This is a genomic window from Roseateles chitinivorans (assembly GCF_002761755.1).
Classification (GTDB): Bacteria; Pseudomonadota; Gammaproteobacteria; order Burkholderiales; family Burkholderiaceae_C; genus Roseateles; species Roseateles chitinivorans.
Genome location: NZ_PEOG01000011.1, coordinates 70787 through 89307, shown reverse-complemented (window position 1 = coordinate 89307; position 18521 = coordinate 70787). Strand labels below are relative to the sequence as shown.

The window sequence follows — 18521 nt, the reverse complement described above, 5'->3', positions numbered from 1 at the left end:
AAGGTCCTCAGTTCAGGGCCGCGGCCCGTTCGGCGGCCACCGGCTCGCTGAACGCATCGACCGCCGCCGGACCGCCGAACAGCAGTCGTTCGATGCGATTGGCCTGCGCGGCACGCTGCGCCGGCGTCAGCCCCTGCGCATTCAGCTCCGCCCGCACACGTCCCGGATGCGGCGACAGCACCAGCACCCGATGCCCGACGATCAAGGCCTCCTCGATCGAATGGGTCACGAAGAGCAGGGTGAAGCGTTCCTGCTCCCACAGCGCCAGCAGCTCGTCCTGCATCCGACGTCGCGTCAGCGCGTCCAGGGCGGCGAAGGGCTCGTCCATCAACAGCACGCGCGGCTTCATCGCCAGCGCGCGGGCAATCGCGACGCGCTGCTTCATGCCGCCAGACAGCTGATGCGGAAAGGCCGACGCGAAGTCCGCCAGGCCCACGCGGGCGAGCCAGTGCCGCGCCTGCTCCAGCGCCGCCTTGCGCGGTGACGAACCCGAAGCGATCAGCGGGAACGCCACGTTCTCCAGCACCGTCTTCCAGGGCGGCAACTGGTCGAACTCCTGGAATACCGCGATGCGGTCGGGCCCGGGTCCGTCGATCGGCCGGCCATCGACGAGGATCCGGCCCTCGGTGGGCGAGAGGAAGCCCCCGACCGCCTTCAGCAGCGAGGACTTCCCGCAGCCCGACGCGCCGAGCAGGACGAAGCGCTCCGACGGCAGCACATCGAAGCCGACGCGGTGCGTTGCGCGGATCGGGCCGCGTTCGCCGCGGTAGTCGAGGCTGACGCCCTCCACGCTCAGCCGCGAGGGCTGCGCCAGCCGCCCGTCGGCCACCTGGTCGCCGGCCTCGCAGGCCGCGCAGTCGCGGCCGGTGTCGATCGCGTCGAATGGCTCCAGCACCGCGCTCATGCTCAACTCCCCGCCGCGTTGTGCGGGTCGTCGAAGAAGTAATCCTGCGCGGAGGCCGGCTTGTTCTTGATCGCGCCGATCCGATGCATGAACGATGCGAGCGCGAAGGTGTTCTGGGGCGTGATCTTGAACTGCACCTCCGGGTTCTTGATCACCTTCAGCAGCAGGTCCTTGGGCACCTTGGAGTTCTCGTTTCGGATGTAGATGTCGGCCGAGCGCTCCGGATACTTGGCGATGAAGTCCGCCGCCTCGGCCAGCGCACCGACGAAGGCCTTGTAGGTCTTCGGGTTGTCGCGCCGGAACTTCTCCGTCGTGTACAGCACCGTGGCCGACGCCGGCCCGCCCAGCACCTGGTAGCTGCTGAGCACCACATGCACATTCGGATTGCCCGCCAGGCCTTGTTCCTGGAAGGGCGGATTGCCGAAGTGGGCGTTGATCTCGGTGCCGCCCTTGATCAGCGCGGCGGTCGCTTCCGGATGCGGCAGGGCGACCTGCAATCGGTCCAGTCTGTTGAACTGCGCATCGCCCCAGCGCTTGGCCGAAGCCAGCTGCAGGATGCGCGACTGCACCGACACGCCCACCGCCGGCAGCGCGATGCGGTCCTTGTCGCTGAAGTCGTCGATGCTCTTGACGGCGGGATTGCTGCTGGTCAGGTAATACGGGAAGTTGCCCAGCGAGGCGATGCCGCGCACGTTCTGCCGACCCTGCGTCTTGTCCCATAGCGTGAGCAGCGGGCCGACGCCGGCGCCGGCGATGTCGATGCTGCCGGACAGCAGCGCCTCGTTGATCGCCGGACCGCCGGAGAGCTGTACGCGCTCGACCTGGATGTCGACGCCGGCGGCCTTGCCGTGCTTCTCGATCAGCTGCTGGTCCTGGGCCACGTTGAGCAGCAGGTAGACGATGCCGAACTGCTCGGCGATGCGGAGCTTGCCTTCCGCCAGCGAGGCGGTGCCGGTCAGTGCCAGCGCCACGCCGAGCGCGGCCATCAGGGGCTTCTTGAGGAGAGGAGTCATGGCAGGGGAATGTCGCCTTCGATGGTGGTGCGGTGGAGATGGCGGCGCATGGCGTCCGGACAGCCGGTGGCCAGGTGCAGCAGCGAACGGTTGTCCCAGAACACCAGGTCGTGCGCCTGCCAACGGTGCCGGTAGACGAGGGTCTCGCGGCTGCTGTGCTGGAAGAGCTGCGCCAACAGGTCCCGGCTCTCGTCCTCCGGCAGGTCCAGGATGCGCGTCGTGAAGTGCTCGCTGACGAAGAGGGCGCGTCGTCCCGTCTCCGGGTGGGTGCGCACGACCGGCTGCGCTACCGGCTTCACTTCGGCGATCTGCGCCGGCGTCAGCTTCGGGCGCCAGGGATTGCGCGCCCGCAGTTCCTCGTACTTCGCCAGGTAGCTGTGCTCGGCGCGCCTGCCGACGATCGCGGTCTTCAGCGCCAGCGGCAGGCCGTCATACGCCAGATGCTGGTTCGCGAACAGGGTGTCGCCGCCCTCCGCCGGCAGCTCCTGCGCATGCAGCAGCGAGCCCAGGCTGGGACGCTCCTTGTAGGACAGGTCGGAATGCCAGTATTGGCCCGCATCGCCCAAGCCGATCGGCTGGCCCTGCGCGTCCCGGAGGTTGGACACCTGCAGGATCTCCGGATGGCCCGGCAGCTGGAAGTTGCGCAGCACATGGATCTGCAAGGGCCCCCAGCGCCGGCTGAAGGCGATGTGTTGCGCTGGCGTGATCCGCTGGTCGCGGAAGACCAGGACATGGTGGTCCAGGTGAGCGCGGTGCAGCCGGGCGAAGTCGGCCGCGTTCAGCGGCCGCGTCAGGTCGAGCCCCAGGACCTCGGCGCCGAGCGGCTCGTCGAAGGCATGGATCTCGAAGGTCTGCGACGGCACGTCGGCGTCCTCCGCGAACGCGACGGGCCGCGGCGGCGGGGCGGCAACGGGTGGGGCGAGGGCTGTCATGAGCGCCGACTCTAGGCAGCGGCCTTCCTCGCTGGAACGAAGGTCCTGGCATGTCCAAGCATGCGAATCGCATATCGGCGTCAGCCGCGATCGCTGGGTTGGGCAGCCCGTACGGGTGTCAGATGCCCGGCGTCACTGACCTGAAAGCCCTGTTAGCAATCCATTTACACATACCTGCGTATAGTGATGGGCTTCCCTATCCAGGCAGGGACAACAACCAGAAGGAGCCGTAGCCCCCATGAAACAAGTCATCTGCGTCAAGTGGGGTACCGCTTACGGCCCGGAATACGTCAACCGCCTGTACGGCATGCTGCGCCGGCATGTGACCGGTGAATTCCGGCTGGTCTGCCTGACCGACAACGCCGAGGGCCTGCGCCCGGAGGTGGACGCCTACCCGCTGGAGGAGCTCGGCTGCGAATGGCCGAAGAAGTCCCTGGGCAAGTGGCGCAAGCTGGTGATGTGGAGCGCCGACCTGGGGCCGAAGACCGGCCTGTCCGGCCCGGTGCTGTTCATCGATCTGGATTCGGTGATCGTCGACAACATCGACGGCTACTTCACCCACGGTCATCCCGACGACGTGGTGCTGGCCCGCAACTGGGCCAAGCCGATGCAGCGCCTGGGCCAGACCTCGGTGTTCCGCTTCCCGGTGGGCAAGTACCCGCACATCATCGAGAAATTCCGCGCCGATCCCCAGGCCGTCGCCGACAAGCACGGCTTCGAGCAGCACTGGGTGACGGCCTCGGTGCCCGGCGGCATCAAGTTCTGGCCGCATCTGTGGACGCGCCACTTCCGGCTGCACTGCCTGCCCGCGTTCCCGCTGCGCTATTTCAAGCCGGCCAAGCTGCCGGCCGGCGCGCGCATCGTGACCTTCCCCGGCGGACCGAATCCGGCCGACGTGATGCTGGGCCGCTGGAACACCCAGGACCCGCCGCACGAGAAGCCGTGGGACCACTTCCGCGCCGCGTTCACCGGCGGCGTGAAGCATCGCTGGCGCCACCTGCGCAGCTACGTCTTGCCCACCCCCTGGCTCACCCAGCATTGGGTGGAATGACCCTCAGGGCGGGGATTCGGGACGAGCCAGGTCCTGGATGACCTCCAGCGCGGTCTTGACCTTGAAGGGCTTGAGCATGATGCGCCGCACCTGCAGCTCCTTGTAGAGCTGCGCGGTGGGCAGGTCGCAGGCCTCGGCGGTCAGCGCCACCGGGGTGGTCGGCGGGCAGCGCAGCGCGCCGGCCCGCACGCTCTGCACCAGCGCCAGCGCATCCAGCCCCTGGCCGATGTCCAGCAGCAGGCCGTCCATCGACTGGTGCTCCAGCAGGCGGTGCGCCGCCTCGAGGCTGCTCGACTCATGCACCTCCGCGATCCGCAGCTGCCGCGCGACCATCGCGACGGTGCGGCGGAACAGCGAATGGGGGTCGACCAGCAGCAGCTGGGGCGACGTGGCGGCCCTCATGGGCTCGACTCCGCGTCCTTCCCGAGCAGCTCCGAGACCACCACGTCCCGCAGGCTCATGAGGATCGCCAGGTCGGTGTCGTCCAGCGTGCGGCGGCGCCGGTCGATCAGGCACAGGGTCCCGACGCGGATGCCGGGGCGGATCTCCAGCGGCGCGCCCGCGTAGAAGCGGATGTTCGGCGGCCCCAGCACCATCGGGTTGTCCGCGAAACGCGGATCCTGGGTGGCGTCGGGCACCACCGTCACCTCCGACACATGGATGGCATGGCCGCAGAAGCTGCTCTGCCGGTCGGTCTCGCACACGGCCAGTCCGAAGCGGGCCTTGAACCACTGACGGTTGTCGTCGACCAGGCTGATCAGCGCGATCGGTACGCCGAATTCCTCGGCGGCGAACTCGACGATGCGGTCGAAGCGCTCTTCGGGCGGCGTGTCCAGGATCAGCAGCTCGCGCAGCGCCTGGATCCGTTCGGCTTCGTTCGCGGGAATCGGGGCAGTCATCATGGAGGCGGTTCCTCGCTCTTCCGGTGGGGTTCGCCGGTGGGGTTCGTTCTCCCTGCGCGGTCCACAACCACCGCGCCACGAAGGCGCAGCCTAGCCGACTCACCCACCGCCCGCCAGCGTTCTCGTCCATCTGAGGGAGGACGGCGCGGCACGACGTCGCCATGGGGCCGCCCATATGAGCCGGCCGACGCTGCTCACTTGCATTCCGCATTGGCGGCGGAGGTCGTCCCGCACCAGACTCCGTTCCACGGGGCGCGCCCATGTCGCCCCCGCCGGCGGCGGCAGTAGGGCCGCCGGGAAGGCATGGTGAAAGCCCAGGTCGCGACCGGGCGCCGCCCTCGGGGTCTTGGGGGAGGCGCTTCCGGCGGAGCCCGATCGCGGTCCTGGCGCCTTTCAGTCGCTCCACCGCATATTCGATATGCGAGATAAGCAAATGCTCAAACAATCGTTCCTGGAATAAGGACTGTTTGGCAAGCTTCGCAGCCCGACCTTCACGTCGCCGGCCCTCGCCTGCTTGCCATGTCCCAGACCCACGCCTCCAAGAACCGCTCCCTGTTCTCCAACACGCGCCGCCAGGCGCTGCTGCTGGCCGCCGCGGCGCCGCTGCTGGGCCTGCCGATGGTGGCCTCGGCCGAGCAGCCGACGACGCTGCTGAACGTCTCCTACGACGTGGCGCGCGAGCTCTACAAGCAGATCAATCCTGCGTTCGTCGCCGCCTACAAGGCCAAGACCGGCCAGACGATCACGGTGAACCAGTCGCACGGCGGCTCGTCCAAGCAGATCGGTTCGGTGATCGGCGGCCTGGAAGCGGACGTGGTCACGATGAACCAGGCCACCGACGTCGACACGCTGGCCGAGAAGGGCCTGACCGGCGCCGACTGGCGCAGCAAGTTCCCCAACGGCGCCGCGCCCTACAGCTCGACCATGCTGTTCCTGGTGCGCAAGGGCAATCCCAAGGGCATCAAGGACTGGGCCGACCTGGCTCGTCCCGGCATCTCGGTGATCATTCCCAATCCCAAGGTGACCGGCAACGGCCGCTACGGCTACCTGGCCGCCTGGGGCAGCGTCATCGCCAAGGGCGGCACCGACGCGCAGGCCAAGGACTTCGTGTCCAAGGTGCTGGCCAACGTGCCGGTGCTGGACGGCGGCGGCCGCGGCGCCACCACCACCTTCACCCAGCGCGGCATCGGCGACGTGCTGCTGACCTTCGAGTCCGAGGCCGAGCTGATCGAGAACGAATTCGGCAAGGGCAACTTCGAGGTCGTCGCGCCCAGCATCTCGGTCGAGGCCGACGCGCCGGTGGCCATCGTCGACAAGGTCGCCGCCAAGAAGGGCTCGACCGCGCTGGCCAAGGCCTACCTGGACTTCCTGTGGACGCCCGAAGGCCAGGAGATCATTGCCCAGAACAACTTCCGTCCCCGCGATCCGGCGATCTTCAAGAAGCACGAGAAGCGCTACGCGCCGATCAAGCTGTTCAGCGTCGACCAGACGCTGGGCGGCTGGGCCAAGGTCGGCAAGACGCACTTCGCCGACGGCGGCACCTACGACCAGATCATGGCCGCGCGCCGCTGATCGGCGCCCGCGTTCTCCACCCGCCAACGCCGACCCCTGACCGACTGATCCGATGAACACCGCCGTGCTCCCCGCGACGCAGGCCGCCCCGGCGCCCGCCCGCAAGCGACGCCGCGTGCTGCCCGGTTTCGCACCGACGCTGGGCTTCACGCTCTTCTATCTCTCGCTGCTGGTGCTGATCCCGCTGTGCGCGGTCTTCCTGAAGTCCGCCAGCCATGGCGTCGAGGCCTTCTGGGCCGCCGCCACCTCGCCCCGGGTGCTCGCGTCCTACCGGCTGAGCTTCGGCGCGGCGCTGCTGGGCGCGTTCATCAACGTGATCTTCGGCTTCATCCTGGCGTGGTCGCTGGTGCGCTACGACTTCTGGGGCAAGAAGCTCGTCGACGCGCTGATCGACCTGCCCTTCGCGTTGCCGACCGCCGTGGCCGGCATCGCACTGACGGCGCTCTATGCGCCCAACGGCTGGATGGGCAGCTGGCTCGAGCCGCTGGGCATCAAGGTCGCGTTCACCCCGCTGGGCGTGCTGGTGGCGCTGATCTTCATCGGCCTGCCTTTCGTCGTGCGGACGGTGCAGCCGGTGCTCGAGGACCTGGACACCGAGCTCGAGGAAGCCGCCGCCTCGCTGGGCGCGCACCGCTGGCAGGCCTTCCGCCTGGTGGTGCTGCCGATGCTGACGCCGGCGCTGCTGACCGGCTTCGCGCTCGCCTTCGCGCGGGCCGTGGGCGAGTACGGCTCGGTCATCTTCATCGCCGGCAACATGCCGATGGTCAGCGAGATCACGCCGCTGATGATCATCACCAAGCTCGAGCAGTACGACTACGTCGGCGCCACCACGATCGCGGTGGTGATGCTGGTGTTCTCGTTCCTGCTGCTGCTGGGCATCAACGGACTGCAGGCCTGGAGCCTGCGCCGCAACGGACTCGACGGGAAGCGCTGACATGGCCGGATCCGCCGCCACCCTCGGCCGCGCGCGCAGCGCCGGCCATTACCAGGGCAACCCCGCCACGGCCGAGAAGCGCTGGGTGCGCTACACGCTGCTGACGCTGGGGCTGGCCTTCTTCGCGCTGTTCCTGCTGCTGCCGCTGGCCGCCGTCTTCACCGAGGCGCTGCGCAAGGGCTGGGACACCTACCTCAGCTCGCTGATCGAGCCCGACGCCGTCTCCGCGATCAAGCTCACGCTGATCGCCGCGGTCATCTCGGTGCCGCTGAACATCGTCTTCGGCGTCAGCGCCGCCTGGGCCATCACCAAGCATGACTTCCGCGGCAAGCAGTTGCTGATCACCCTGATCGACCTGCCGTTCTCGGTCTCGCCGGTGGTGGCCGGCCTGATCTACGTGCTGATCTTCGGCGCGCAGGGCTGGTTCGGCCCCTGGCTGGCGGAGCACGACATCAAGATCATCTTCGCCGTGCCCGGCATCGTGCTGGCCACCATCTTCGTGACCTTTCCCTTCGTCGCCCGGGAGCTGATCCCGCTGATGCAGGCCCAGGGCCGCGACGAGGAGGAAGCCGCCACCGTGCTCGGCGCCAGCGGCTGGCGCACCTTCTGGCATGTGACGCTGCCCAACATCAAGTGGGGCCTGCTCTACGGCGTGATCCTGTGCAACGCGCGCGCCTTCGGCGAGTTCGGCGCGGTGTCGGTCGTCTCCGGCCACATCCGCGGCCAGACCAACACGCTGCCGCTGCAGGTCGAGATCCTCTACAACGAATACCAGTTCGCCGCGGCCTTCGCCGTCGCGTCGCTGCTCGCGCTGCTGGCGCTGGTCACGCTCGGGCTCAAGCAGTTCGTCGAGTGGCAAGCCTCGCGCAATGTGATCAAGGAAGAAGCATGAGCATCCAGGTCCGCAACATCCACAAGTCCTTCGGCAGCTTCACCGCGCTGGGCGACGTCAGCCTGGACTTCCCCACCGGCGAGCTGACCGCGTTGCTGGGTCCGTCGGGCTGCGGCAAGACCACGCTGCTGCGCATCATCGCGGGCCTGGAAACGGCCGACCGCGGCCAGGTGCTGCTGGACGGCGCCGACGCCTCGGACACCCACGTGCGCGAGCGCGAGGTCGGCTTCGTGTTCCAGCACTACGCGCTGTTCCGGCACATGACGGTCTTCGACAACGTCGCCTTCGGCCTGCGGGTGAAGCCGCGCAAGCAGCGGCCGAGCGAGTCCGAGATCAAGCGCAAGGTCCACGAGCTGCTGCAGCTGGTGCAGCTGGACTGGCTGGCAGATCGCTATCCGCCGCAGCTCTCCGGCGGCCAGCGCCAGCGCATCGCGCTGGCCCGGGCGCTCGCCGTCGAGCCGCGGGTGCTGCTGCTGGACGAGCCCTTCGGCGCGCTCGACGCGAAGGTCCGCAAGGAACTGCGCCGCTGGCTGCGCCGGCTGCATGACGAGCTGCACATCACCAGCATCTTCGTCACGCACGACCAGGAAGAGGCCCTGGAAGTCGCCGACCGCGTCGTGCTGATGGACCACGGCCGCGTGGAGCAGGTCGGCTCGCCGACCGAGGTCTACCAGCGTCCGGCCACGCCCTTCGTCTATGGCTTCCTTGGCGCGGTCAACCGCTTCGAAGGCCGGGTGGACAGCGGCATCGTGCGCGTCGGCGACCAGACGCTGGCGCAGGGCGCCGGCGCCGCGATCGAAGGCGCCCAGCAAGGCCTGGTGCAGGCCTATGCGCGTCCGCACGAACTGGTGATCATCCCGACCCAGGATGCGCCGGGCCTGCCCGCCACCGTCGAGCGCGTGCTGGCCTTCGGCGCCGCGGCGCGGGTGGAACTGCGCGGCGCGCAGGGCGAGCACCTGGAAGCCGAACTCAGCCGCGAGCAGGCCGAGGCCCTGCAGCTGGCCTCGGGCCAGCAGGTCCGCCTGCAGGCTTCGCGCCTGAGCCTGTTCGGCATCGACCAGGCGGCCTGACCGCACGACAGACACCTCCACACCAGCGAGCCGTAGAGCGAGCGGTCCACGACCATGAACCTGCAGCAGTTGCGCATCGTCCGGGAGGCGGTGCAGCAGAACTTCAACCTGACCGAGGTGGCGGCGGCGCTGTTCACCTCGCAGTCCGGCGTCAGCAAGCACATCAAGGATCTGGAGGACGAACTCGGTGTCGAGCTCTTCCAGCGCCGCGGCAAGCGGCTGCTCGGGCTGACCGAGCCGGGCAAGGAGCTGGCGGTCGTCGTCGACCGCATGCTGCAGGACGTGCGCAACATCAAGCGCCTGGCGCAGCAGTTCAGCAGCGCCGACCAGGGCCAGCTGACGATCGCCACGACGCACACGCAGGCGCGCTACGCGCTGCCGCAGGTCGTCGCGCGCTTCAAGGCCGCATACCCGCGCGTGCACCTGGTGCTGCACCAGGGCAGTCCGCAGGAGATCGTCTCGCTGTTGCAGTCGGGCGAGGCCGACATCGGCATCGCCACCGAGGCCCTCGGCAAGGACGACGCCTTCGTCACCTTTCCGTTCTACGAATGGCGCCATGCGGTGGTCGTGCCCGAAGGGCATGCGCTCACGCGCCAGCCGCTGACACTGGAAGCGCTCGCGGAGCAGCCGCTGATCACCTATCACGAGGGCTACACCGGCCGGGCCCGCATCGACGCGAGCTTCGCCGCCGCGGGCCTGGCGCCCGACCTGGTCATGTCGGCGCTCGATGCCGACGTCATCAAGACCTACGTGCAGATCGGGCTGGGCGTCGGCGTCATCGCGGCGATGGCCTTCGAGCCGGGGCGTGACTCCGGCCTGCAGCTGATCGACGCGAGCCACCTGTTCCCGGCCAACACGACGCGCATCGCGCTCAAGCGCGGCCATTACCTGCGCGGCTTCGCCTATCGCTTCCTGCAGGAATGCGTGGCCGAACTGACCGAGGACGCGGTCCGCGAGGCGATGGATCCCGACGCCTGAAGCGCGGCGCGCCTGCATTGCTCATGCGTGCGCCGCGGGATTGCTTATCGGAATTTGTTGGAGGACATCGGCGGCGCGGATTCGAATAATCAATCCGCATAAGCAAGCCGCTTTCGCGACGTTCGCCGAATGTCGTCGACGCTGGCGAGCCATCCCCGATGTGACTGCCGACGATGAACTTCCAGCAACTCCGATCCGTCCGCGAGGCCCAGCGCCGCAACTTCAACCTGACCGAGGTGGCGCAGGCGCTGCACACCTCGCAGCCCGGCGTCAGCCGGCAGATCCGCGAGCTCGAGGATGAGCTCGGCATCGACATCTTCGTGCGCGCCGGCAAGCGCCTCACCGGCCTGACCGAGCCCGGTCGCAACGTGATGCCCATCGTCGAGCGGCTGCTGCGGGAGGCCGAGAACCTGCGCCGCGCCGGCGAGGATTTCGCCCGCGCCGACAGCGGCCATCTGCGCATCGCCGCCACCCACAGCCAGGCCCGCTATGCGCTGCCGCCGGCGGTGCGGGACTTCCGCGACACCCATCCCGAGGTGAGCCTGCAGTTCACGCAGGGCTCGCCGCAGCAGGTCGCGCGGCTGCTGATCGATGGCGAGGCCGACATCGGCATCGCGACCGAAGCGCTGGCGCTGCATCCACAGCTGCTGACGCTGCCGTGCTACCGCTGGACCCACACGGTGCTGGTGCCGCCGGGCCATCCGCTGGAGGCCGAGGCCGCCGCCGGCACGCCGCTGACGCTGGAACGGCTGGCGGAGTTCCCGGTCATCACCTACGAGACCGGCTACACCGGCCGCTCGCACATCGACGACGCCTTCGCCGCTGCCGGGCTCGAGCTCAACGTCGTGCTGGTCGCGATGGATGCGGACGTGATCAAGACCTACGTCGAGCTGGGCCTGGGCGTGGGCATCGTCGCCGCGATCGCCTATGACGAGGAGCGCGACCGCCATCTGCGCGCGATCGACGCGCGCCACCTGTTCGCCGACAACCTGACGCGGCTCGCGGTGCGGCGCGACGCCTACCTGCGCGACTACGTCTACGCCTTCATCGAGACCTTCGCGCCGCCGCTGACGCGCGACCTGGTCGAGCAGGCGCGGCTGTCGCCCAACGGGTCGGACTGAAGGTCCGGCTCACGCGTCGGCGCGGACGCAGGCTGCGGGCCAGCAGGGGTGCCGAAAGAATTTCCGCATGTGCATAACGGGACCGCACGACAAAGCAAAGCAGAAACGATTGCTTCATCGGCGCGAGGACGCTTCCTAGAGTGACGGGCTCACCTGTTCACTCCCACGAGGAAGTCACTTGAAGCAGTTCGTCGAGCATGCGGCCCGCCTCACCGGATCGGCCGCCACGTTGGCCGCCGCCCTGGCCGCCGCGTTCCCCATCGCCACCGTGCAGGCCCAGACCGCGGTAACGCCGTCCGCGCAGGACGCCAGCCCCGCCAGGGATCCCAAGGACCCGAGGGCGGCCGTCGACGCGAAGGACGCGCCGCTGCCATCGGTCCTGGTCACCGGTTCGCGCATCTCGCGCATCAACAGCGAGGGTCCGAGCCCGGTCACGGTGATCAAGGCGGAGGACCTGGACCGCCTCGGCTACAAGAACGTCTCGGACGCGCTGAGCGGCCTGACCGAGAACACCGGCTTCACCCAGGGCGAGGACTTCGGCAACACCTTCACGCCCGCAGCCAATGCGATCAGCCTGCGCGGCCTCGGCCCCAATCACACGCTGGTGCTGGTCAACGGCCGTCGCGTCGCCGACTACCCGACCGCCTATGAAGGCTCGGTCAACTTCGTCAACATCGCCAACATCCCGTCCGCGCTGATCGACCGCATCGAGGTGCTGAGCGGCGGCGCGTCCTCGGTCTACGGCTCGGACGCGATCGCCGGCGTCGTCAACATCGTGCTGAAGAAGCGGGTCGAGGGCGTCTCGGTGAACCTGCGCGCCGGCGGCACGCAGCGCGGCGGCGGCGAGAACGCCCGGGCCCAGATCACCGGCGGCTTCGACGGCGGCCGGTTGCAGGGCGTGTGGGGCATTGAGGTCAGCGGCCGCGAGCCGATCTGGAGCCGCCAGCGCGACTTCATGGCGGACACCACGCTGAGCGGCGCGGCGCCGACGGTGGTCTTCGGTCGCCGCAACGCCACCGGCGGCGCCTACCTGACGCCCAGCGATGGCTGCGCCGCGGCGAGCGGTCTCTTCGAGGGTTCGGTGGCGCCGTACCAGGCCAGGAACGGCACCTACTGCGGCAGCGGCCGCGCCTCGCCGACCTACTGGACCACGCAGACCGGCAACCGCAGCGCGCAGGCGGCCGGTGGCCTGACCTGGCAGCTCGATGGCGGGCTGGAGCTTTTCGCCGAGGGCCAGTTCGGCTGGGCGCGGACCGAGAACAACACCCGCGGCCCGAGCTGGACCTCGGATGCCGCCGGCAAGGGCTACTTCCGCAATGCCGCGACCAACCAGCTGGAGATCTGGACCCGGCGCTTCGCGCCCGAGGAGCTGGGCGGCGTGGACCGCTTCAACCGCCAGTGGCGGGACGCGACGCACAACCTGGCGGTGGGCGCGCGCGGCGAGCTCACCGGCAGCTGGACCTTCGAGGTCGCGGCCAACAGCTCCTATTACCTGAACCGCACCACGACACCGCGCCTGACGGCCGGCATCGAGTCCCTGCTGCTGGGGCCCCGCATCGGGACCGACGCCAATGGCGTGGCGATCTACTCCGCGGATCCGGCCCGGCTGTTCCGCCCGCTGACGCCGCAGGAGATCGACAGCGTCAGCGACCGCAGCTGGACACGCAACGCCAGCTGGAACCAGCAGCTGAGCGCGTCGGCCAGCGGGGAGTGGTTCCAGCTGCCCGGTGGTCCCGTGCGGGCCGCGGTGGTCGCCGAGGCGGGTACGCAGGGCTTCCGCAACGAGGCCGACCCGCGACTGGGGCAGGGCGTCTTCTACAACACCAGCGCGTCGCCGACAGTGCGCGGCACGCGCGAACGGCTGGCGCTGGGCGGCGAGCTGAACGCGCCGATCACCCGGCAGCTGACGGCCACCGTCGCCGCGCGCCATGACCGCTATGAATTCGCCGGTCGCAGCGACGGCAGCACGACCTACAACGCCGGCCTCGAGTTCCGGCCGCTGTCCACTCTGCTGCTGCGCGCGCAGCATGCGACCAGCTTCCGCGCGCCGGACATGAATTACATCTTCGCGCAGCAGACCAAGGGCTATTACTCGTCCTCGACGGACTACTACCGCTGCGCACAGGCCGGCCAGCCGCTGTCGCAATGCGACTTCGCCGGCGTGTCGCCGGGCTTCAACTATGTGCGCACCGGCTCGTCGGACCTGAAGTCCGAGCGCGGCCGCTCCTGGGGATTGGGCGCGGTGTGGCAGCCGGTCTCGTCCTTCGATCTCTCGGTGGACCTGTGGAAGATCGCGATCCGCGACCTGGTCACCGACCTGAGCGCCGACGGCGTGCTGCGCACCGAGGCGGACTGCCGCACCGGCGTGAAGGACCCGCAGTCGCCGACCTGCCAGGACGCGGTCGCGCGGGTGCGCCGCAATCCGCTGGACGCGGTGGTGCGGCCCGGCGAGGTCGCCGAGATCCGCGTCAACCCGATCAACGCGGCCAACGAATCGACCTGGGGCGTGGACGTCGGCGCGCGCTACCGCTGGACGACAGCGAGCTGGGGCCGCTGGACCGCGGACGCGAAGTACACGCGGGTCAAGAGCTTCAAGTACCAGCAGTTCGCCGGCGACGACAACCGCAACCTGGTGGGCACACCGGACTTCAGCGACTGGCCGAGCAAGCTCAACGCCAGCCTGTCCTGGGAGCTTGGCGACTGGACGCACACGCTGGCCGCGCAGCGCAACGGCCGCATCGCCCGCGAGGAGCAGGACGGCTGGCTGGGTCCGTACTGGAACGTCAACGCGAGCACCGCCTGGCAGCTGGACAAGCGCACCCGCGTCAGCCTCATCGTCAACAACCTGTTCGACAAGATCCGCCGCGATCCCAGCGCGACCTGGCCGTACTACCCGGTCGGCTACTACCTGCCGCATGGGCGGCAGGGCTGGATCGAGCTGGACTACCGCTTCGGCGGTTGAGTCGGCGGTTGAATCGCCGGTTGAGCGCGGCGGGCCGTCCCGTCGATCCGACGGCCGGCGCGACCGCTCGCCGGCTTGCGGGCCGCTCCTCACGGGTCACCTTGTCCACCTTCGCCTGAACGGCCTGAAGGCGACAGTAGCAGGACGCTCGCTGAGCGCCGATTGGATCTGGAGCAGACCTTAACCAACACGGGATTTCTGGCCATGAGCCAACGCCCGAATATCTCACCCATATCTCGAGCGCTCCTCAAAACTAATGATTCGATCGATGGCGTGCGCTGGACTCGCCACGACAATGCTGCACAGACTGGTGAAGAAATCTAAGGGAGTGGTTCTATGTTGATCAGTCCTTGGCTCAAGAGTGCACTGCTGACAGGAGCTTTTCTCATCATGACCGACCCCGTAGTTGCCCAGACCCAGGCCGACTTGGAAGCCGCCACGCTCAAGGCCAACATCGCCGAGCAGCTGAAGAAGGAGGCCGAGGCGAGAAAAGCAGCGGCGGTGGCCGATGCGGATGCCAAAGCGGCAAAGGCCAAATCGGAGATCGACGCGGCCAAGGCGAAAGCCGATGCGGACAAGGCAGCGGCCGACGCGAGCAAGGCAGCGGCCGACGCCGACAAAGCAAGGGCGGACGCAGCCGCCACCGCAGCAAAAGCCGCGAATGACCTTGCTAAGGGGAAGGCAGACACCGATAAGGCCCAGGCCGACGCGGAGAAGGCTCGCTTCGATGCTGTGAAGGCAGGTCTTCCGACCCCGCCTGACCCCACAAAGTACAAGATCGATAAACCGGCGGCGCCGACGCTCAGCGCAACGGTTGCCAAGCTGACCTTCAATCAGGCGAAGTCGCTCAGCTCGACCATCGCGGCCAGCGTGGCAGAGACACTTGCTCCCTTTGTTGTGCAGCCAGGCTCGACCGTCAAGGGCCCTGACACCACTGAGCTTAAGAAGGTAGCGCTCCTCGCTGACGATGGCAAAGGTAGAACGCTGCTGGCGCTATCCACCGCCACGAAGGAAGCGCTCGTCGGCGTAGACGCGCGCGTCAAGGAGACGATGCTTGATCTCAAGGCCAAGAAGACGAATCAGCCGGCCCCAGCTTTTGGACCGGGCGCGCTGCTGATGATTGGCTCGCTTCTCGAGAATGTTGTGTCCTACGCGACGATCCTCAGGACCCAGTATGGCTTTGCCACTGTGTCGGTCACGTCAAATGCGGAGGCCGCATTGCAAGCGCTGGTGCAAGGTGACCTCGCTAGGTGGGAGGTGCGGGTCGTGGACACCGATGCGCTGTTGCCCCTTCCCCCGAACAGCTCCGACCTCGGGGCCAAGCTGAAGGCCCTGCGGGCCACGATTTCAGCCGCTCACGTCGAAGCGCGCGACACGGCTCGCCTGGTCAAGCAAACACGAGAGAATGTCCCGGCGGGAGAGACCGAGGCGGCCAAGAAGGCCCGAATGGCTTTTGCTGACGAGGTCGAGCGCAAAGCTACGGAGCTGGAGCAGACGGTTGATGAAGCGGAAAAGTTCGTTGCCGCGCTGCTGGTGACGGATGTGCAAGGCAACACCCCGTTTGATGCCGCGCAGCGAGGCGAAGCGTTGGCCGATACGTTGACGAAGGTGCAACGCAAGCTCACGTTCACGCTAAAGGTGATCACCTCGGACGCCGATACGGTTGCAACGGATCGGCTCTTCGCCGGTTTCAAAGTATTCGCGGGCAATACAACCGTCGCGCGATGGAAGCTAACCAACAGTGATGGCGTCGTCGCCGGAGCGGGCGCGGAGATGTTGTCCAGCGCTCCCGCCAGGATTACCCTGACCGGGGAATAGCTGTCCGCTCGTGCTCTTGCAGCCGAGTGCCCGGCTACGGCCGTGAGGGCGGTAACACTTCGATGTAGTCGACCAGCCCCATCAGATCAGGGACTCTTGGCGTGAGCGGCCCGCTGACGCCAAGCAAGTCGGCGGCGGGTACGCCAAGCACCGCCTCGAACTGTTGAGGCTGTCCCCGAACACTGACGGCGAATCGCCCCGTCCGGACGATGTCGAAGCCCAGGTCTCGCAGCACGTCGGCAGCCTGTTGCACTCGCGTCTGCTCTGGGCGCGTGGCGCCGGAGACTCCTGAAGACGGAGCCACCCGAAGATTGACTACGACGTCCTGGGGGTCCACCGCGCGATCATAGTTTGTCGATTTCTTTCAAGGCAGCCTTGACGTTCACGAGGCCCCAGCCGGTGGCGATGTTCGGCTGGCCCACTGCGGGAACGCCAAAGGCGTTTCGCCCCCGTTCCACCGCAACGGCACCTGCCTGGAGGCAACTCTTGATCCTGTCGGGCGTCATCGTCTTGCCATGCGCCGAGGCGTACTGCATCAACAGCGCGACGACGCCGGCCACCTGGGCGGTAGCGCTGCTAGTGCCGCTGTCGTAGATCCAGCCGTCGTCAGCCTCTGTCTCGTCAGCTTCAGGGAATGCAGGGCCATGCCGCGCGACGTCGGCAATGGAACCAGGCGGCACTGGCAACGGAAGGTACACCCCCCTCGGGGAGAGTCCGCAAAGCCCGGACACGTCGGGGACGTTGCGGTTCCCGTACAGGTCGCTCCGAAAGCCGCTGGCGAAATCGCTCGCCTCAAGTGAGCCGTCCTGGGGATTTGCGTAGACCCCCCCGACGGCGACGACGCGAGGATGACTAGCCGGCCAGTACCGCTCACCATTGCCAGCCGCGCACAGGACGGTGGCGCCGTCCTCCTCAATGACAGAGCGGATGCTCAATTCCAGCAGATTGAAGCTCTGTTCGTCTGGCCATCCCCACGAGCAAGAAATGATCTTTGCTCCGTCGTCAGCGGCGCGTTCGATGGCGCCAGCAATGTCGTCTTGCCGGTAGCCCCGAAGGGTGCAGCCGGGTGCGACGTTCAGGATATTCCAGGCCATAGCTGTGCCATGACCTGTCTCGTCTGCTCCCGAGTCGACGGACTCGAAGTCATACGGGCGCCGCATGAAAAGCGGGTGCTGCCGGAAAAAGCCCGAATCAATGATGGCAACCTTGACTCCGTGGCCATCGAGAGAGCCGTCATGACCAAGTGCGCGACGGACCTCCGCGTCCTGCAGCACTGGGTAGCCAACTGCTGGAGGCCTGTCGGCTATCGATGGTCTGGCCGGTGGCGTGAACGTGAAGTCGTCGATGGACGCGTGGATGCGTGAACCGGCAATTGACAGGGATTCGCGCGGGGCTGCAAACAGATCGGCGGGTTCGGGAGACTGTCCCTGTATGGAGAACAGTCGCAGGGCCCGGTCGATGACCGGGCGCCTCGCAGCACCGATTCCCAACGAAACGGACAGGAGGTCTTGAACCAACTGCGCGGGCCCGCTGGCCGTGATGCCGAATCGACCCACGCGCACGATCGACATGCCTTCGCTTAGCAGAAAGTCGACTGCATCTACCAGGTGCGACTCGTCCGGTTTGGCGTCATGCAGGGCCACCTCTTGCATCCGCCCTCGCATGTCACGCAAGCGAATGCCGCCGCGAGTGCGAGGACTGATCGTCACGGTCACTTCCTCTTCCAACTCGGTGACCCTGTAGCGCAGCCGCTCGTCGCCCAGGACGGCTTGCACGATACCGGCATGCGAGTTGGCAAGCAGCGACGGCAACCGCCTATCGCCGTCGCGCTCACGAGCCGCGCGAGATCTGACTTCTAGAGATGCGCCTTGCAGGAGCTTCGTCGCAACATCCGAGGCGTGCACCAGGGCGTCGATGGAGCTTCCATGCAGCCCCACCGCGCGTCCGACGGACTTGGCTCTACGCGAGCCGGTCGACAGCGAGAAAGCGGCCAGGTTGGAGAGCAGGTGCGTGGCCGATGCCTTTGTCCCCTTTGGCATGTCGATTCCCTGTTCGAAGGAAATCGGATGTTGTCAGACGGTCGAGCCCGTGGGGAAAGCCGGGTCAGCAAAATTGTTGATGACAGGCACCGTTGCGCTTGGGTTTTGGTGCTTCCGACTCTGCACGGCTCGACGGACTTTATTTGCGGGGGTACGACTGACACCAAGTCGTTGAAGAAGTTCGACGGACTTTCACGCCGCTAGCTGGTGCTTGAAAATCAACAACTTACGAGCTCCGATTCCGACGGACTTTATTTGTTGCAGTCAGTTGTTCCCCGCCGCAAATAGCTCATGAAAATTTCCCGTGCGGCGGGGCCTTGACTGCAAAACTCC

At 67.4% G+C, this 18521-nt stretch carries 15 protein-coding genes; 9 read left to right on the top strand and 6 right to left on the bottom strand.

Going from position 1 to position 18521, the window contains the following annotated elements:
• Positions 1 to 7: 7 nt before the first annotated feature.
• Genes CS062_RS05285 through CS062_RS05275 form a run of 3 tightly spaced genes read right to left on the bottom strand, consistent with a single transcriptional unit; the run spans position 8 to position 2849 of the window.
• Positions 8 to 904, bottom strand: a complete 897-nt coding sequence (locus CS062_RS05285) for an ABC transporter ATP-binding protein (protein WP_099860400.1) — start codon at positions 902 to 904, stop codon at positions 8 to 10.
• 2 nt (positions 905 to 906) lie between these two features.
• A complete protein-coding gene (locus CS062_RS05280; RefSeq protein WP_233217921.1) occupies positions 907 to 1890 on the bottom strand; it encodes an ABC transporter substrate-binding protein in 984 nt (327 codons plus the stop codon).
• A gap of 23 nt (positions 1891 to 1913) precedes the next feature.
• Positions 1914 to 2849, bottom strand: coding sequence for a TauD/TfdA dioxygenase family protein (locus CS062_RS05275; RefSeq protein WP_099860398.1), 936 nt, complete (start codon positions 2847 to 2849; stop codon positions 1914 to 1916).
• Positions 2850 to 3087: 238 nt separating this feature from the next.
• Here CS062_RS05275 and CS062_RS05270 point away from each other — a divergent pair, with 238 nt between their 5' ends.
• On the top strand, positions 3088 to 3900 hold the full coding sequence (locus CS062_RS05270) for a glycosyl transferase (RefSeq protein WP_099860397.1): 813 nt from the start codon (positions 3088 to 3090) through the stop codon (positions 3898 to 3900).
• A gap of 3 nt (positions 3901 to 3903) precedes the next feature.
• Here CS062_RS05270 and CS062_RS05265 read toward each other — a convergent pair whose 3' ends face one another.
• Complete coding sequence (locus tag CS062_RS05265; protein ID WP_099860396.1) at positions 3904 to 4302, bottom strand: DNA-binding transcriptional response regulator; 399 nt, start codon at positions 4300 to 4302, stop codon at positions 3904 to 3906.
• Entirely contained in the window at positions 4299 to 4802 is a 504-nt protein-coding gene (locus tag CS062_RS05260; protein ID WP_099860395.1) for a GAF domain-containing protein, read from the bottom strand. Before CS062_RS05260 ends, CS062_RS05265 begins: the two co-directional genes overlap by 4 nt.
• Positions 4803 to 5321: 519 nt before the next feature.
• On the opposite strand from CS062_RS05260, the gene CS062_RS05255 reads away from it, so the two are divergent.
• The 8 genes from CS062_RS05255 to CS062_RS05220 all read left to right on the top strand — a co-directional run bounded on the left by CS062_RS05255 (position 5322) and on the right by CS062_RS05220 (position 16149).
• A complete protein-coding gene (locus tag CS062_RS05255; RefSeq protein ID WP_099860394.1) occupies positions 5322 to 6374 on the top strand; it encodes a sulfate ABC transporter substrate-binding protein in 1053 nt (350 codons plus the stop codon).
• 52 nt (positions 6375 to 6426) lie between these two features.
• Positions 6427 to 7308, top strand: coding sequence for a sulfate ABC transporter permease subunit CysT (gene cysT / locus CS062_RS05250; protein ID WP_099860393.1), 882 nt, complete (start codon positions 6427 to 6429; stop codon positions 7306 to 7308).
• Between the two features lies 1 nt (position 7309).
• Positions 7310 to 8200, top strand: coding sequence for a sulfate ABC transporter permease subunit CysW (cysW, locus tag CS062_RS05245; RefSeq protein ID WP_099860392.1), 891 nt, complete (start codon positions 7310 to 7312; stop codon positions 8198 to 8200).
• The gene (locus CS062_RS05240; protein WP_099860391.1) at positions 8197 to 9270 is read left to right on the top strand and encodes a sulfate/molybdate ABC transporter ATP-binding protein; all 1074 of its coding nucleotides are present in this window, start codon (positions 8197 to 8199) and stop codon (positions 9268 to 9270) included. Before cysW ends, CS062_RS05240 begins: the two co-directional genes overlap by 4 nt.
• Positions 9271 to 9324: 54 nt before the next feature.
• The gene (locus tag CS062_RS05235) at positions 9325 to 10248 is read left to right on the top strand and encodes a CysB family HTH-type transcriptional regulator (RefSeq protein ID WP_099860390.1); all 924 of its coding nucleotides are present in this window, start codon (positions 9325 to 9327) and stop codon (positions 10246 to 10248) included.
• A gap of 173 nt (positions 10249 to 10421) precedes the next feature.
• Complete coding sequence (locus tag CS062_RS05230; RefSeq protein ID WP_099860389.1) at positions 10422 to 11369, top strand: CysB family HTH-type transcriptional regulator; 948 nt, start codon at positions 10422 to 10424, stop codon at positions 11367 to 11369.
• A 178-nt stretch (positions 11370 to 11547) separates the two neighbouring features.
• Positions 11548 to 14331 (top strand): TonB-dependent receptor, encoded by a 2784-nt coding sequence (locus CS062_RS05225; protein WP_199174171.1) that lies wholly within the window; start codon positions 11548 to 11550, stop codon positions 14329 to 14331.
• Between the two features lie 336 nt (positions 14332 to 14667).
• The gene (locus CS062_RS05220; RefSeq protein WP_158238670.1) at positions 14668 to 16149 is read left to right on the top strand and encodes a hypothetical protein; all 1482 of its coding nucleotides are present in this window, start codon (positions 14668 to 14670) and stop codon (positions 16147 to 16149) included.
• 344 nt (positions 16150 to 16493) lie between these two features.
• Here the strand turns inward: CS062_RS05220 and CS062_RS05210 are convergent, their stop codons facing one another.
• A complete protein-coding gene (locus CS062_RS05210; RefSeq protein WP_099860386.1) occupies positions 16494 to 18188 on the bottom strand; it encodes a S8 family serine peptidase in 1695 nt (564 codons plus the stop codon).
• Positions 18189 to 18521 lie beyond the last annotated feature (333 nt).